Genomic DNA, 15,887 nt, shown 5'->3' with positions numbered 1-15,887 from the left:
GCATCATCTAATGAGGAAAGGTAATCGCATTGCCATTTTCGTCCAGCAGAGGCCCGTTCACTGCTTCCATCTCAGCCTGTAACTGCTGTGCCTGTAAAGCATAAAAAGCAACCGTGGGGCCAATTACAGCATCTGCACCACTGGTTAAAAACTCAACCCTGCCGGTAGCGTCGATAATCAGTTTATACTTTACCTGGCTGTAAGCGCCAAAGTAATACACCAGAAAAGATTCCCAATTAGCAGGCTTGGTTAAAAAATCGTTGATCTTAATCAGATATTTCAGTGTGGCACCTGGCATTTGTCCGGATGTCATGCCTAAAGCACCAGGAGCAAAATCAGCAGAGGTACCCAAACGCACCAGCAACCTCAACTCCCGTGTCTTCTGTCCCGCATTGCGCTTTATTAAAACTGGTAAACGGGCGGTAAAAGCACCCGCTTTAATTACAGAAGGCAGAAACGTATAATCCACACCTTCCACCGCAGTGGTAGAGTCTGCCCATGCCTCCAGTTTTACTACACGGTCTTTAGGCGCCGCCTCTCCCATTATACGTACATCCAGCCACACAGTATCGGCCACCAACGTATCGGCCTTAATAGCAAAAGAAAGCGTAGTACTGTCGTTCGTTATACCATAGGCAGTACGGTAAAAATATACCATGCCCTGCTGTGTATAAGCAGTAAGTTCACTTTTAGAGCAGCCTGCCAGCCAGCAAAGCAAAAACGGCAGTAACAATATAGTAAGCGTTATTCTCTTCATTGTAAGCAGTTTAACGGGGTTAAAAACGATTCGCAAACTCTATCTCATTATCAGGCATCGGAAACATATACACAGCTTCTCCCGCAGCCAGTGAATTACCATCAATCTTCGCAGCATTCAGTCGTTTAAAATAATAAAACAACTGCCCCTCCGCATAAAACTCCTTCTTATACTCCTTCAGTATCTCAGTAGTAAGAGCGGTAGCCGAAATAGTGGTAGCAAGCGTAGAAAGTCCTCTTGCTGAGCGGATAGTGTTCAGATACCCCACCCCAGCTTCAGGCGTTCCTGCACATTCCGCAGCTATATAATACATCTCCGATAAGCGGATAACCGGCACCAGATTCTTCAGGTACTCAAAGTTTAAATCATCCTGCCAGTACCTGGTAGTAGCATAAGAAGAAGCAAAAGCAGTAAACAGATAATTATAACGGATATCAGAACTGCCCCCCGAACTTATTTCATACAGATTGTTCAGATTGGTGGCAGTGGTGGCAGTAGTGGGTGTGCCCCCTACCACATTCGTTTTAGTATATGCCTCCGTATAAGCCTTCAGCTTATAGGTGTACAATCCAAACAAATGCTCGGTATAATACAACCGGTCGCGGTTAACAGTGGCGCCTGCACTGGTGCCGCTCACAAACGGAAACCGGTCACCTTTGTTGTTAATAACAGCCAGTGCTGCATTCAGCGCATTAGCCTTTTCACCCTTATACAGGTATATACGGGCCTGCAATCCTTTTACCGACCAGTAATTCATATGATTACGCGTGTACGATAAAAAGGGGTCCTGATTAAAAGCATTCCTTACTTCCTTGTCGTACGAAAGCAGTTGTTCAGCCTCCGCCAGATCTTTCAGGCAACTGTCTGCCACGGCTGCAATAGGCAGTAACGGATATACCGATACGCCAAAACGGGTTACATAAGGAACAGACTTCCGTTGCAGATCCACCGCAGGCGAGGCCCCAAACATACGCAGCACATCAAAATGCAGCAAAGCACGCAAAGCAAGTGCCTCCCCCTTTATCTGGTTAAAATTATTATTGCTGAACAATCCCTTCTTCTCATCAATCTGCGTAATAATATTATTCGTATTGGCTATGGTAGAATACAATCCACCCCATATAGCAGAAATATAATTTTTAGCACTGTTATCAGCATAGTTAAACCTGTAAGCGCTCTGATAAAAACTATGTGAAGAAGAAGATACCGCATAACGCTGCGCCAGTGCATCCAGAAAGCCCATAGTCAGGTTCTGGCCATACAAAGCATTGCCCCCCATTTTCAGGTAAGTGCCCGTAAGTGCATCTTTAAATCCCTGCTCATCACTCAGCAGCACAGATTCACGTATCTGTGTTTTCGGACTTACATCCAGCCATTTTTTACAGCCAACCATTGCAACCGAAGCAGCCATAAGCAGCACGGACATAGCAGATTTTATATTCATAAAAACGTGAGGTTCTGGTTAATTAAAAAGAAGTACTCAGGTTAAGGGTAAAGTTTCTCGCAAACGGATAATCCAGCCCACGTTCCACTGTAATAGACGACCAGCGTTTTACATCGTTGGCCAGTAGGGTAAAGCGCGTATTCTGCAAACGCAGCATTTTGGTTAATTTATCAGGTACCTGATAAGAAAGAGATACGCTGGTAAGGTTTACAAAATTGTTAGTTTGTACAAAGCGGCTGGTAACATAGGTAGAACCCGTTACTTCGCGGCCGTTATCAAACACCAGCCCCTTATAAAAAGTAACATCACCCGGTTGTTTCCAGCGGCCTTCCAGCACACGCCTGTCTACCTGCCAGGTAAGGTTTGCATTCTCCACACGGTCGGCCAGTGTCTGGTTATACATCTTCGCCCCCAGCTGATAGCTGAAATACACACCCAATGCCCACCCCTTATAACTCAGGTTAGTACCAAAATTGCCCTGTAGTTCAGGTATCTCATTACCGGTAATCACCTTATCCCTTGCATTCCAGTCGTACGTAAGCGATCCATCCAGCTTTCTGAAAACCTCACGCCCGTTACTGGGGTCAATACCCAGGCTTGGTACCGCCCATATAGCGTTTACACTCTGCCCTTCCTGAAAACGATATTGCGGGCTAACCTGCTTGTTGTAATCGGCACTGCTTGTATTGGTGGAGTTTTTATCATTCTCCTCATTCTGTTTTTTCAGAGAATTGGAAATGCTTTTAATACGGTCAGCATTATGAGCCCCATTCGCAAACACACTCCAGAACAAACGCTTCCGGTCTTGTTTAATAACAAAGTAGTTCATGGTAAACTCATAGCCGTTGTTCTCCAGCTCACCCACGTTTTCCTTATAACTGTTAACCCCTACAGAAGGTGGCGTGGTTATATCCAGTATCAGGCTACTCGTATTCTCCCTGTAAATATCAAAACGAATATTCATACGGCTTTTAAACAAAGTCATATCTACGCCTATATTCCTTTTCAGCGTCTGTTGCCATTGCAGGTTGGTATTACCATATCCCGCCAGTACCGCACCTACCTGCCCGCGATAGTTCTGATCGGTGTAATAGGTATAGCTGGTAATACCCTGGAAAGGCTCAAAACGGTTGCTGCCGGTAGTACCCAGCGTAGCACGCAAACGCAGCACATCTGCAAAAGCAGCTGCTTTTACAAACGCCTCCTTATGCAGGTTCCAGCTAAGGCCCGCGCTCCAGAAAGGAGCCACACGCTTATCTGTACCAAACTGAGAAGAGCCATCTGCGCTGATACTTACATCTGCCTGATAACGCCCCAGATAACTGTAACTGCCATTAACAAAAGAGGAAAACCGGCGCGTAACCGTGTTATTACCGGAAGGGCGGCTATCAGCAGGATAAGCATTACCAAACACCAGCTGATCCAGACGTTGATTGGGAAAGCCCAACACCTGCAAAGTGGTAGCATCACTGTTGGTTTGCGCAATACCTGCCCCTGCAGTGGCATACAACTGTCCACGACCAATAATCTTGCTATAGTCCAGCTGCATACTTCCATCGTAAGAGAAAAAGCTACCGTTGCCACGTTTGTAACTTCCCCGTCTGGTAAAGTCCGCAACAGTATCAAACGAAGTATGTTGTGCAGGTAAAAACAGATCGCTCTGGTCTGTCTGGCGGGTAATACCCATACGGCCCGTAAGCCGGAAACCACTGCCAATATTCCATTCCAGATTGGTTTGGTTAATCAGGTTGGTATACTGGCTGGTATTAATGGTATTAAGTGTGGAATTGTATAAAGGGTTAAAATAATTAGTAAAACCTGCGGTAGGGTTCAGCGGATCACGAACTATTTCCAGTATACGGGCAATTTTGCCTGTAGAATCGTAAGGGCTCCAGTAAGGGTTTAAACGGGTGTATTCGCTAAAGTTGCCGTAGTTAGAATTCGTAGCTTTATTATACTCAACCGACAACACGTTTTTAAATAACAAACCACGGTAACGGTAGCTGATATTCATCCCTACCATATAATTTCTGCGGTTACTGTTTTTCATTACACCCGCATTGTTATTATATCCCAGCTCCAGCCCGTAACGGATATAGTTATCACCACCATCTATATACACCGAATGCCGCTGGCCAAAACCTGTGCGTACCGGCTGTGCCAGCCAGTACGTGTTTACACCCCTGTCTATAGCACTCAGCCTGCCCGCATACGTCTGCCGCAATACAGCATCCCCGTCAGGCCGCTGCCCCGTAGCATACTCATTGTACAAACCTCCCAGGCGCTCTACTTCCAATTTCTCCCGTGCATTCAGCAGGTTATAAACCGTCAGGTCTGGTGCAGCCACCTGCATCATACCACTGTAGTTTACACGCAGCTTACCAGGTGCAGGCTGTTTGGTATCAACTATAATAACGCCATTTGCTGCTCTGGAACCGTATACAGAGGTAGCAGCCGCATCTTTCAGAATAGTAAAATTGGCAATGCGGTTAATATCCAGGTCATAAATCTTCTGCAGACTCACCTCAAAACCATCCAGAATAAACAGTGGCTGGTTAGGGTTAGTGCCATAGTTGGCCATAAAATCAGCGCCGGAAGCACCATTGGTAGCCGTAGTTACCTGCGGGAAACTATTGGTACCCCGCAGCGTAATATTCGGCAACCGGTTAGGATCACTTCCAAACTGCACATTATCAGGAATGCGCACAGAGGGGTCAAATACTTTCAACGCCTGTAAAGGGTTTACCATATTCACCTGTTTCAGCTGATCGCCGCTGATGGTGGTGGCAGAACCGGTAAAGTTTTCTTTTGGTCTTTTAAAGAGGCCCGTAGTAACCGTAGCACTCATCATTTGTGTATGGGGCGTAAGCCGCACCAGCATATTCCGTTCGTTGGGGGCTAACCCCACCCCGTTATAGTTAACATGGCTGAATGATATTAATTTAACTCCGGCAGGTATACGTAAACTAAAATAACCATCTGCATCTGTTACAGTACCGTAGCCGGATTGGGTTACAGCAACAGTTGCATTGGCAATAGGCTCTTCTCTTTCGGTTGATACTACGCGGCCTTTCAATACATAATAGCCCTTTACCGTAGTATCAATAGGTGTCCAGGCAACGGACGTAATCACCACCTTTTCATCAGCCATACCTGTCAACGCTTTTTTAATAAGGATAGTACCATCCTTCTCTACAAACGTCAGACTCCTGGCCTTTAACATAGCATACAGCACGGTAGAAAATGGTGCATTGGTTACACTGTAATTCACCAGCTCCTTGCCTTCAATATCCGAACTACGGTAAGTAAAACCAAAGCCCGTAAGCGCTTCCAGCTGCAAAATCGCCTGCTTTAACGGCGTATTGCGGAAGCTTACTGTAATTTTCTGGTCCATACTCTGGCCATTACCTTCCCGTGCAAACGACAGAAAGCAAAGCACCAGCGCCAGTGACGATAAGGAAATACGCATAAACCAACTCCTTTGGGTACAATCAGGTTGTGATAATGGCATAGAATGCCACTCCGGCCTTTTGCCGGAAGCCAATAAATACATAGCTTTACTTAGTTTATTAATTCTTGAAAGGGGTTAATAACATTACGCCGTTGTTGGTTGCCGCCTTCAACGGTTTTTTGTTGCGCAAAGCTTTGTCAGGTAATCAGTAGTAGTTTTGTTTTCTCCATGCAGTGTTAGTTTTATTTATAGTTATTCAATCACATAAATACCATCCTTCAGCGTTAGTCTGGCCCCCAGCAGTTCACAAATGTTCTCCAGTGCTCTGGTAGGCCCGTCCGATCGGGATAAAGCAGTACGCACCCGCTCGTTTTCCAGTTTCACGTTCTGCAAACGAATGCTAACATTATAAGTACGCTGTATATCTTCCAGTATCATTTGCAAAGGCAGGTCGTCATACACCAGCTTACCCGTTGTCCATACCGCCACATCCTCTTCTTTGGTGGTCTTTATTATTGCAGGCACACTAATACCCGCATCAAGTCCTATCTGTACGCGCTGCCCCATCTCTAAAGTAGCCATAATAGCATCCTTCTTCACCACCTGCACCTTACCGCGCTTCACCGCTACTACCACATCCCGCTGCCCCGGATACGCTTTAATATTAAAAGAAGTGCCCAGTACGCGGGTACTTACATCTCCCGTATGTACAATAAAAGGAATGCGGTCTGCATTTTTCACATCAAAAAATGCTTCCCCTTTCAGGTATACCTCGCGCACTTTTTTATCAAACTGTTCAGGAAATTCCAGTGTACTCGCCGCATTCACCCATACCTCAGTACTATCAGGCAATAGTATATATTTCTGTTCCGCATTACGGGTGGCCGCTTTTACTCCGGCCTGGGCAATCCCTCCCGTAGCAGTATCCTTGTGTACACCACGCAACAGCCATATGCCCGCCAGCAAAGCTGCTATAACTGCTGCCGCTGCCACACTGCGCCGTAACCATACCCTGCCTGGCATCGCTTTTACAGGAGTAACCTCCCCGGTCTCGTACACCTGCTGTAACATGGAACGCACCAGCGCTTCGTCCTGATTAGATTGTAAGTAATCCATCAGTTCCTCATATTCGTTCTGGCTGCAGTTTCCGGCAATAAACTTTTTGAATAAAACTTCAATTCTTGCTGGCATATCCTATGTAACGGACGCCGGAAAAAAATGTACTACCCCGGAAGAAAAAAAAGCAGAAAATAAAACAAAGAGGTAAAATGACTGCGTACATAACTACCTACCTGCTGAAAAGCTTCAGACAATTGGTTACGCACCGTATGAGGCGAAATATTAAGCTCACTGGCAATTTCCTTGTACTTCATGCCCTCCTGGCGGTTCATCAGATAAATCAGCTTGCGCTGTGGAGGCAACTGGTTTATAGCACGTTGTATTACTTCCGCATACTCCCGGCCTTCCACCCGGCTGTCGGTAGGCTCGCCCTCTGCTCCCTGCAGGCGGTTCCACAATTCCTTACGCGCACGCTCCTGTGTGGCAGCAGCCCGTAAATAATCGTATACCCGGTTTTCTGCCATCCGGTATACATACCCGTTCACATTTTCCATATGAGGCAGCTGATCGCGCATGGTCCACAGCTTCAGAAACACATCCTGTATAATATCACGCGCCAACTCTTCGGAACGCAGCACCCTTACTACGAACACATAGAGTTTTTGCTCATATTCACGAAACAAATTATGAAAGAGTTGCTCATGAATATCCGCATCAGATAACGGAAAAGGATCATTGGAAACGGGGGACACAGTATCTTCTCACTTTGCTGTAAACTTATAAAAAAATCCGTAGATGCAATTTTCACTCCTGAGTCTTGCAGTTACTAAGCTTCTTTGCATACAACAGCCGTTAGTTTAGTGTGTCCATATCATACCCTGCGGATTAATGTTCCAGTGATACTTCTGCGCCTCCGCAAAGTTTTTAAACTGCATCTTTTCCTCCAGCATAATCTCCCGGTAAGCCTGATACATCTGCCTTGCAGCAATCATCGGCTGCATACGGCCTACACCTGTACAAAGTCCCGGCACGGCTACTGATGCTATTCTGTCATCCCGCTTCACGCGAACCAGCCTCTCTCCTACATCAACAGCCCATAAAAGCAAAGGAGCTGTCATCAACAGCCCCTTTGCTAAATCAGATAATCCGGCAAACAACCTACTTCTGCCCGTAATCGTAATTAATCATCCACTGTATACCAAACTTGTCTTTCAGCGCACCAAAATAAGCGCCCCAGAAAGCTTTCTCCAAAGGCATCTGAATACTACCACCTGCTGACAATGCAGCAAACAGTTTATCTGCTTCCGCTTCGCTATCTGCATTTACAGATATCGAAAAGTTATTGCCATCTGCCAGTTGCTGTCCCATCGATTCCAGTGCATCTGTACCCATCAGCACGTTGCCACCTATAGGCAGCGCTATATGCATAATCTTTTCCTGGTCAGCAGCAGAAACCTCGCCACCGTCACAGCCCGGCATTTTGCCAAAACGCTGCAGGGTAATGAATTCACCGCCGAATACAGACTTATAAAAATTAAACGCCTCCTCGGTATTACCGGGAAAATTTAAATACGGATTGATCGATGCCATTGTGTGTTGATTTGGTGAATACAAACTTACCAACTTGCTGCCGCATCCTCCCTGGGCAAATCCGACAACATGCAGGGCTATTTAAGACAAACGGTAAAATCGTACAAAAGCTGTTGCAAAACCGTACACCTGCACCACCCCAAAACAGCACAACCAACTGAAAATCAAAATAAAACCGCATTGGCATATTTTTGATTACTTCTCACCAGCTGTTAAACCGTATGCACATGTTTAAAAATTATCTCAGTGTAGCCTGGCGCAATCTGGTAAAAAATAAAGTTCCTTCTATACTTAACATATCCGGCCTGGCTATAGGCCTGGCTGTGGCACTGCTCATAGGCCTCTGGGCATGGGATGAATTAACGTATAACCAATCCCACTCCAACCATAGCCGCGTGGCGCAGGTGATGCAACATCAAACCTTTGGTGGCATTACCCAAACCTCCCCCGCCATTCCAATACCCCTGAAAAACGAGCTGATGAAAGGCTACGGCCAGAATTTTAAATATCTCGCACTTTCCTCCTGGTTCAACGATCTGCTTATCAGTAAAGGCGATAAACATCTCACCCGCAAAGGGCTGTTTATGGAAGAGCAGGGACCAGAGATACTGGCGCTGAACATGATACAGGGGAGCAGACAATCCCTCAACAATCCCTCCTCCATACTCATTTCTCAGTCACTGAAAAAGGCCTTGTTTGGAGAACAAAACGCAATGGGCGAAACCCTGAAACTGAACAACAACCAACTGCTGCAAATAACCGGCATTTACGAAGACCTTCCCTTTAATACTACTTTCCGCCAGTTAGATATGGTTATCCCCTGGCAGGCTTATCTTATAGATGAACCCTGGGTAAAAAACTCTCAGAACGAATGGGGCAACAACTCCTTTCAGATGTTTGCACAAATAGCCGACAATGCAGATATCAATAAAGTATCTGCACATATACAGAACGCCAAACTCAAAAACATTCCCGAAGATGAAAAAGCATTCAAACCACTTATTTTTCTGCACGGTATGGATAAATGGCACCTGTACAGCAACTTTAAAGAAGGAATAAATACCGGTGGCCGCATACAAACAGTATGGCTGTTTACCATTATAGGTGTATTTGTATTGCTATTGGCCTGTATCAATTTCATGAACCTCAGTACCGCCCGCAGCGAAAAACGCAGTAAAGAAATTGGTATACGCAAAGCAGTGGGCTCGCAACGCGGTCAGCTGGTAGCACAATTTTTAATAGAATCATTATTGATTACTGCATTTGCTACCCTGCTGGCAGTAGCATTGGTCGTGCTAACACTACCAGCCTTTAATCAGGTAGCAGATAAACAAATCCACTTACCATGGGGCCTGCCTGTATTCTGGCTGGCGCTGTTGGCAACAGCTATAGTTACAGGCTTAATAGCAGGCAGCTACCCGGCATTATACCTCTCCTCCTTTCAACCTGTAAAAATATTAAAAGGGGTATTCAAAGCCGGCCGCTATGCAGCCATGCCACGTAAAGTACTGGTAGTGCTACAGTTTACAGTTTCCGTTATTCTTATTACCGGAACCATTATTGTATTCCGTCAAATTCAATACGCTAAAAACAGACCCATCGGGTATACACGCGCCGGACTGGTTACGTTTTCTATGGCCAGTAACGATCTTATGCCGCACATGCAGGCACTGTCTAACGAATTACAAAAAAGCGGCGCCATTTCCTACATATCCACTGCCAACAGCCCTGTTACCAGCCTGCACAGCAATACAAGTGGTATTGAATGGGAAGGCAAACCGCCGGGTTTCACCGCCGACATTGGCGTGGTAAGGGTTTCGCACGATTACGGTAAAACCGTAGGCTGGCAGTTTAAAGAGGGCCGCGACTTCTCGCTGGAAATGCCTACCGATTCTAATGCCGTCATTATCAATGAAGCTGCGGCAGCTTACATGCACTTACCTGCTCCCATAACCGGCAAAACCATTCGTTGGGGCGATAGAACCCTCAGCATCATAGGTGTAGCCCGCAATATTGTAATGCAATCGCCTTACGATCCGGTAAAACAAACCATATTCGCCATTGGCAGCCAGCCAGGTTATTTTATGAACCTGCGCCTCAACAACAACATGCCGGTAAGGCAGGCCCTGGCCATCACGGAACAAATATTAAAAAAATACGCCCCCTCCATGCCCTTCAACTACACGTATGCTGATGAGGACTTCGCCAGCAAATTTGGCAGCGAAGAACGTATAGGAAAGCTGGCCGGCTTCTTTGCCCTGCTGGCCATTTTTATCAGTTGCCTGGGCCTGTTTGGCATGGCCGCCTTTATGGCCGAACAACGCATACGTGAAATTGGCGTGCGAAAGGTACTGGGTGCCTCGGTATTTCAGCTATGGCATTTGTTATCGCGCGATTTTATGTTCCTGATACTGATAGCGTTGTTAATTGCCACACCCATTGCCTGGTACGGCATGCACACCTGGCTTAATAACTTCCAGTACCGCACCAGCCTCTCCTGGTGGATATTCTTCCTGGCAGGGGCCATAGCCTTACTGCTTACACTCATTACCGTAAGCATTCAATCCGTAAAAGCCGCTATGGCCAACCCCGTAAAAAGCTTAAAAACAGAATAACATACCAACAGGATATGTCCCCTGAAAAGCAGGCCCATGGCCTGCTTTTTTTATATCAAAAAACTAACTTATCACTCATATTCTTCCTTATGCAAACAAACAGCACCATCCATACCACGCCCAGAGATTACAGCACCATCAGCCCCTCCGCACGGGCCCTGTTGTTTATGAAGGCGCATACCACCATCCCCTACGCCCGGGAAGCAGCTGCACTGCTGTCAGCATCAGACAACTGGTTTCAGCTGCACGCACCAGAGCACTTCTCCTACTGGGCACGTGTGGTACATTTCGAAAAAAGATACCGGAGTATTAACCAGCTGCTGTGGGAGCTACCCGTAAATAACATTCTGGAACTCAGTTCCGGCTTTTCTTTAAGAGGACTGGAAGCTATGCAGCACCCCAACATACATTACATAGATACCGATCTGCCAGGCGTTATAGAACTTAAACAATCCTTTATACAAAACCTGCAACCAGCAGCCCCCGCAGCAGGCAGCCAATTGGAACTGCTGCCCCTCAACGCATTGGATACAGAGGAAGTATACAATACCACCGCCCGTTTTCCATCCGGGCCAATTACCATTGTAAACGAAGGCCTGCTCATGTATCTGGATCAGAATGAGAAAAAACGCCTTTGCAACACTATACACCAGATTCTCAGCCACTCCGGAGGCTACTGGATTACCGCCGACATATATATCAAAAACAAATATAGCAGCAGCCCCCGCCCCGCAGAAGACCCACTCAACGCTTTTTTTGATGCACACCGCATTACCGAAAAAATGTTCAACAGCTTTGAAGAAGCAGAAGAGTTTTTTAACCAGCAGGGATTTACAATTGACAAAGAGGCACGGATAGACGCCTCAGAACTGAGCGCCCTGCCCCGGTTACTACAGCACGCCACACAAGGCCAGCTGCATAAACTACAGAAAGCAGGCCGCCTGCAAACCACCTGGCGACTAAAAACGGCATGACGAGGTAAGTGTTACCTTTGCCACATGGATTATTTTAAACAGCAGCTGGAGCTGCTGAAAACAGAACGTGAAGAAGACAGAAAAGCTTATCAGGCATTAACAGAATCCACCTCTGTAAACGAACGCAGAGCCAACGGCCTCAGCTGGTACCCCATAGCCATCCGCGGCTCGGAAATGAGCCGTGGCGATTATCTTACCGTAGAAGTGGAACGCACCACACATCAGGACGTGGCACACCAGCTGCGCTTCGGCGCTTCCGCTGTGCTGTTCTCTAACCACGATCCTAAAAACGATCGTATAGAAGGTACCATATCTTACCAAAGCCGCAACATTCTCAAAATAACCCTGCGAACCGATGAGCTGCCGGAATGGAGCCGCGATGGCAAACTGGGCATAGACCTGCTGTTTGATGATAACAGCTACGATGAAATGACCAACGCCCTCAAACTGGCCTCCACCCTGCAGGAAAAGACCGAAGAAGGCAGACTGATTAAAATACTCACCGGCGAAAAACAGCCCACTTTTGATACCCATATTCACAACTACACCATACCCGGCCTCAACCCCTCACAGCAGGCTGCGGTAGATAAAATAAGGGCGGCCAACGAACTGGCTATTGTACACGGCCCTCCCGGCACCGGTAAAACCACCACCCTGGTACAGGCCATTAAAGCGCTTATTAAACAGGATCATAAGCAGATACTGGTAGTAGCGCCCAGCAATACCGCCGTAGACCTGCTTACCGAAAAACTCTCCGATGAAGGCCTCAACGTACTACGTGTGGGCAACCCCGCCAAAGTATCCGACAGCCTCATGAGCCTTACGCTGGATAGTAAAATGACGGCCCACAACAGCATGAAGGAGATTAAAAAGCTGAAAAAGCAGGCCTCTGAATTCAGAGATATGGCGCACAAATACAAACGCAACTTTGGCAAAGCAGAGCGCGACCAGCGTAAAGCCCTGTTTGATGAAGCACGCAATATTATGAAGTCGGTAGAAAATACAGAGCAATACATCGTCAGCGACCTGTTAACCAAAGCACAGGTAATCACAGCTACCCTGGTAGGCGCCAACCACTACACCGTAAGGCATCTGAAATACCATACCGTAGTAATTGACGAAGCAGGCCAGGCGCTGGAACCCGCCTGCTGGATACCTATACTAAAAGCAAAGAAAGTAGTACTGGCGGGCGATCATTGCCAGCTGCCCCCCACCATTAAATCAGCAGAAGCCGCAAAAAACGGTCTCAGCACCACCCTGCTGGAAAAATGCGTACAAATACACCCCGAAGCAGTAAGCCTGCTACAGCAGCAATACCGCATGCACGAACATATTATGGGCTACTCTTCAAAAGTGTTTTACGAAAGCAGGTTACAGGCACACCAGTCCGTAGCTGCCCACCTGCTGCATGAGGAAGACACAGCACTGGCTTTTATAGATACCGCCGGCTGCGGCTTTGATGAAAAAACAGAAGGCACCAGCACCACCAATCCCGAAGAAGCGGCCTTCCTGTTCAAACACTTAACAAAAACCATTACAGAACTGAGTACCCGTTATCAGCCAGATAACTTCCCATCCATAGCAGTTATCTCACCCTACAAACAACAGGTACAGTTACTGAAAGAACAGCTGGAACACAGCCCGCAATTAACGCCATACAGCAACGCCATCACCATTAATACCATCGATAGCTTCCAGGGGCAGGAAAGAGATATGGTATACATCAGCATGACGCGCAGCAACACCGAAAACAAAATCGGTTTCCTGTCCGATGTACGCCGTATGAACGTAGCCATGACCCGCGCCCGCAAAAAGTTAGTAATCATTGGCGATAGCGGCACCCTGTCACAGTTCCCCTTCTATGGCAATTTTATTGCGTATGCCGAAGAAAAGAACGCATACCTCAGCGCATGGGAGTTTATGGATGTATAGCCTCACAACCGGTTTTACGCCGGGTATCAATAATATACTGAATTTTCCAGCGGCCATTCAACCGCACCAGCTGAAAGGAGTTTACACCGCAATGGTGAAACTCCTTTTTATAATAAAAACGGTAAGGCGTCCACGCAATAGCCAGGTCTCCATCTATCCGCACCACATCATACACAATACGCTCATCACAGGCCTCCTTCGCAAACCCCTTCACAGCCCTTGCAAAATCCTCGGCTTTTTCCGTCTGCACACGTACATTCCCCTGCTTCTCCACAATAGTCTGCAATACCGCCTCCGGCGCAAAACTATTCATAACACCAGCACTATCGCTTTGCAACATAGCGGTGAACAAGCCATCAATAGTCGCTTTTACCGAATCTGTGGCCGTTTGACCATAACCCGCCCCCACACCCACAATCAGTAACAGATTGAAAATCAGCAGTCGGAAATAAACAGTAGCAGACATAGCTTTAAATTGTTTGAATTTCGCAAGTTTCGGTTTGATTCACGTAAGATAAAGCATTTAATCCGTTTTAAATTTGCAACACATCACTACTATTAACCGTACAGCAATGGACAACAAAACCGAAACACTCGAAGATTTTTACCGGAAAAAGCTCGACTGGATGCCCGACAACCTGCAACAGGATATCGGACATTTCAACGTTTTCCGGATGCAGGACATCATTCGCCCCAACGCTGCGCCGGTAAAATACAGCCGCAGGGCATTTTATAAAATAAGCCTCAGCCGCGGCCACAACATTATTCACTACGCCGATAAAAGTCTGGAAATATCCGGCAGCACACTGCTGTTCTTTAATCCGCATGTACCCTACACCATACAGTGCATGCAACCCAACGATACCGGCTACTTCTGCATATTCAAAGAAGCTTTCTTTACCGAGAAAATAAGAGGTAGCGTAAGCGACTTTCCTATGTTTACCCCCGGAGGTAAACCCGCTTATGTACTCGATGATGCACGCGATAAACAGATTGCGGAAATATTTGAGAAAATGGTAGCCGAAATCAATTCCGATTACGTGTATAAGTACGATCTGTTGCGGAATTATGTAACAGAAATCATTCACTATGCACTTAAAATGGAACCCGCAGGCACCATCTACCAGCACCCCGATGCCAAGTCGCGCATTACCTCGGTGTTTACAGAATTGCTGGAACGTCAGTTTCCTATTGAGTCGCCCGAGCAGCGGTTTACCTTACGCTCTGCCAACGACTTTGCCAAAGAGCTGGCCGTACACGTAAACCACCTTAACCGCGCCATCAAAGAAACTACCGGAAAAACCACCACCGCCCACATTGTGGAAAGGCTGGCCAGCGAAGCAAAAGCATTGCTGCGCCATACCAACTGGAACATATCCGAAATAAGCTACTGCCTGGGCTTTGAAGAGCCTGCGCATTTCAACAATTTCTTTAAGAAACATGTAGCCTTAACCCCATCCGCCTTCCGGGCAATATAATGTAAACTGTGTGTTATGGCTATATGTGATATGCCCGACGATTTTTATCTGTCATCTAACGGGCTCAACGAAAACCAGCCCGGCAACTGGGGTAACTTTAACCTATGCCGGGCAGAAGAAATAGATTACGGCAAGTGCAATCCGGCAGCAGTAGAAGCAGGTCAGTTCCACAAAATAAGTCTGCTGCGCGGGCATAACCGCTACCACTTTACCGGTAAAAGCATAGATATATCAGACACCCTGCTGTTGTTCTCCAACCCGCAGATGCCCTATACCTTTCAACCGCTCAGCAACAATACCAGCGGCTTCTGTTGTTTCTTCCGCGTACCCTTCCTCAGCGAAAAAATGAAACAGAACATTAACCAGCTGCCCATGTTTTTGCAGCACGGTAAATCATCCTTTCGCCTCAGCGATACGCAGGATGCTTATATAAGTCGCATCTACACTAAAATGCTGGGCGAAGTACATTCCGATTATATATACAAGTTTGATCTGCTGCGGAATTACGTAATGGAGCTTATTCACTATGCACTCAAAATATCTCCGCTTCCCGTAAAACACCCCGGTTAGCATATCGGGGTATTTGT

At 46.7% G+C, this 15,887-nt stretch carries 13 protein-coding genes; 5 read left to right on the top strand and 8 right to left on the bottom strand.

Going from position 1 to position 15,887, the window contains the following annotated elements:
* Positions 1–7 precede the first annotated feature (7 nt).
* From IEY13_RS00415 to IEY13_RS00385, 7 genes are all read right to left on the bottom strand, one after another.
* Positions 8–757 (bottom strand): DUF4843 domain-containing protein, encoded by a 750-nt coding sequence (locus tag IEY13_RS00415; RefSeq protein ID WP_188949582.1) that lies wholly within the window; start codon positions 755–757, stop codon positions 8–10.
* Positions 758–776: 19 nt separating this feature from the next.
* Entirely contained in the window at positions 777–2,201 is a 1,425-nt protein-coding gene (locus IEY13_RS00410; protein ID WP_188949580.1) for a RagB/SusD family nutrient uptake outer membrane protein, read from the bottom strand.
* Positions 2,202–2,223: 22 nt separating this feature from the next.
* Positions 2,224–5,754, bottom strand: a complete 3,531-nt coding sequence (locus IEY13_RS00405; RefSeq protein WP_188949578.1) for a SusC/RagA family TonB-linked outer membrane protein — start codon at positions 5,752–5,754, stop codon at positions 2,224–2,226.
* Between the two features lie 150 nt (positions 5,755–5,904).
* Positions 5,905–6,843 (bottom strand): FecR family protein, encoded by a 939-nt coding sequence (locus tag IEY13_RS00400; protein WP_188949576.1) that lies wholly within the window; start codon positions 6,841–6,843, stop codon positions 5,905–5,907.
* A 32-nt stretch (positions 6,844–6,875) separates the two neighbouring features.
* Positions 6,876–7,463, bottom strand: coding sequence for an RNA polymerase sigma-70 factor (locus IEY13_RS00395; protein ID WP_188949574.1), 588 nt, complete (start codon positions 7,461–7,463; stop codon positions 6,876–6,878).
* A 105-nt stretch (positions 7,464–7,568) separates the two neighbouring features.
* Positions 7,569–7,829: a hypothetical protein gene (locus tag IEY13_RS00390; protein WP_188949572.1), complete on the bottom strand. Its 261-nt coding sequence runs from the start codon at positions 7,827–7,829 to the stop codon at positions 7,569–7,571.
* A 40-nt stretch (positions 7,830–7,869) separates the two neighbouring features.
* Positions 7,870–8,301 carry a VOC family protein gene (locus tag IEY13_RS00385; RefSeq protein WP_188949570.1) on the bottom strand — a complete coding sequence of 144 codons (432 nt, stop codon included), beginning with the start codon at positions 8,299–8,301 and terminating at the stop codon, positions 7,870–7,872.
* A 227-nt stretch (positions 8,302–8,528) separates the two neighbouring features.
* On the opposite strand from IEY13_RS00385, the gene IEY13_RS00380 reads away from it, so the two are divergent.
* The 3 genes from IEY13_RS00380 (at position 8,529) to IEY13_RS00370 (ending at position 13,822) form a co-directional block, all read left to right on the top strand.
* The gene (locus IEY13_RS00380; RefSeq protein ID WP_188949568.1) at positions 8,529–10,916 is read left to right on the top strand and encodes an ABC transporter permease; all 2,388 of its coding nucleotides are present in this window, start codon (positions 8,529–8,531) and stop codon (positions 10,914–10,916) included.
* A gap of 89 nt (positions 10,917–11,005) precedes the next feature.
* A complete protein-coding gene (locus tag IEY13_RS00375; protein WP_188949565.1) occupies positions 11,006–11,890 on the top strand; it encodes a class I SAM-dependent methyltransferase in 885 nt (294 codons plus the stop codon).
* 24 nt (positions 11,891–11,914) lie between these two features.
* A complete protein-coding gene (locus tag IEY13_RS00370; RefSeq protein WP_188949563.1) occupies positions 11,915–13,822 on the top strand; it encodes an AAA domain-containing protein in 1,908 nt (635 codons plus the stop codon).
* Here the strand turns inward: IEY13_RS00370 and IEY13_RS00365 are convergent.
* Positions 13,809–14,288 (bottom strand): nuclear transport factor 2 family protein, encoded by a 480-nt coding sequence (locus IEY13_RS00365; protein ID WP_188949560.1) that lies wholly within the window; start codon positions 14,286–14,288, stop codon positions 13,809–13,811. The genes IEY13_RS00370 and IEY13_RS00365 overlap by 14 nt on opposite strands.
* A gap of 106 nt (positions 14,289–14,394) precedes the next feature.
* Here IEY13_RS00365 and IEY13_RS00360 point away from each other — a divergent pair, with 106 nt between their 5' ends.
* Positions 14,395–15,300: a helix-turn-helix domain-containing protein gene (locus tag IEY13_RS00360; RefSeq protein ID WP_188949558.1), complete on the top strand. Its 906-nt coding sequence runs from the start codon at positions 14,395–14,397 to the stop codon at positions 15,298–15,300.
* A 15-nt stretch (positions 15,301–15,315) separates the two neighbouring features.
* Positions 15,316–15,870 (top strand): hypothetical protein, encoded by a 555-nt coding sequence (locus IEY13_RS00355; RefSeq protein ID WP_188949556.1) that lies wholly within the window; start codon positions 15,316–15,318, stop codon positions 15,868–15,870.
* The last annotated feature ends 17 nt before the right edge of the window (positions 15,871–15,887 follow it).

It is taken from the genome of Filimonas zeae, assembly GCF_014641615.1.
Lineage (GTDB): Bacteria > Bacteroidota > Bacteroidia > Chitinophagales > Chitinophagaceae > Filimonas > Filimonas zeae.
This window is presented reverse-complemented; position numbering and strand designations above follow the sequence as displayed.

Excerpts from the sequence above, each read along its gene's own strand:
- IEY13_RS00415 (WP_188949582.1), bottom strand. The coding sequence starts at position 757 with ATGAAGAGAATAACGCTTACTATATTGTTACTGCCGTTTTTGCTTTGC.
- IEY13_RS00410 (WP_188949580.1), bottom strand. The coding sequence starts at position 2,201 with ATGAATATAAAATCTGCTATGTCCGTGCTGCTTATGGCTGCTTCGGTT.
- IEY13_RS00405 (WP_188949578.1), bottom strand. The coding sequence starts at position 5,754 with ATGTATTTATTGGCTTCCGGCAAAAGGCCGGAGTGGCATTCTATGCCA.
- IEY13_RS00400 (WP_188949576.1), bottom strand. The coding sequence starts at position 6,843 with ATGCCAGCAAGAATTGAAGTTTTATTCAAAAAGTTTATTGCCGGAAAC.
- IEY13_RS00390 (WP_188949572.1), bottom strand. The coding sequence starts at position 7,829 with ATGACAGCTCCTTTGCTTTTATGGGCTGTTGATGTAGGAGAGAGGCTG.
- IEY13_RS00385 (WP_188949570.1), bottom strand. The coding sequence starts at position 8,301 with ATGGCATCGATCAATCCGTATTTAAATTTTCCCGGTAATACCGAGGAG.
- IEY13_RS00380 (WP_188949568.1), top strand. The coding sequence starts at position 8,529 with ATGTTTAAAAATTATCTCAGTGTAGCCTGGCGCAATCTGGTAAAAAAT.
- IEY13_RS00375 (WP_188949565.1), top strand. The coding sequence starts at position 11,006 with ATGCAAACAAACAGCACCATCCATACCACGCCCAGAGATTACAGCACC.
- IEY13_RS00370 (WP_188949563.1), top strand. The coding sequence starts at position 11,915 with ATGGATTATTTTAAACAGCAGCTGGAGCTGCTGAAAACAGAACGTGAA.
- IEY13_RS00365 (WP_188949560.1), bottom strand. The coding sequence starts at position 14,288 with ATGTCTGCTACTGTTTATTTCCGACTGCTGATTTTCAATCTGTTACTG.
- IEY13_RS00360 (WP_188949558.1), top strand. The coding sequence starts at position 14,395 with ATGGACAACAAAACCGAAACACTCGAAGATTTTTACCGGAAAAAGCTC.
- IEY13_RS00355 (WP_188949556.1), top strand. The coding sequence starts at position 15,316 with ATGGCTATATGTGATATGCCCGACGATTTTTATCTGTCATCTAACGGG.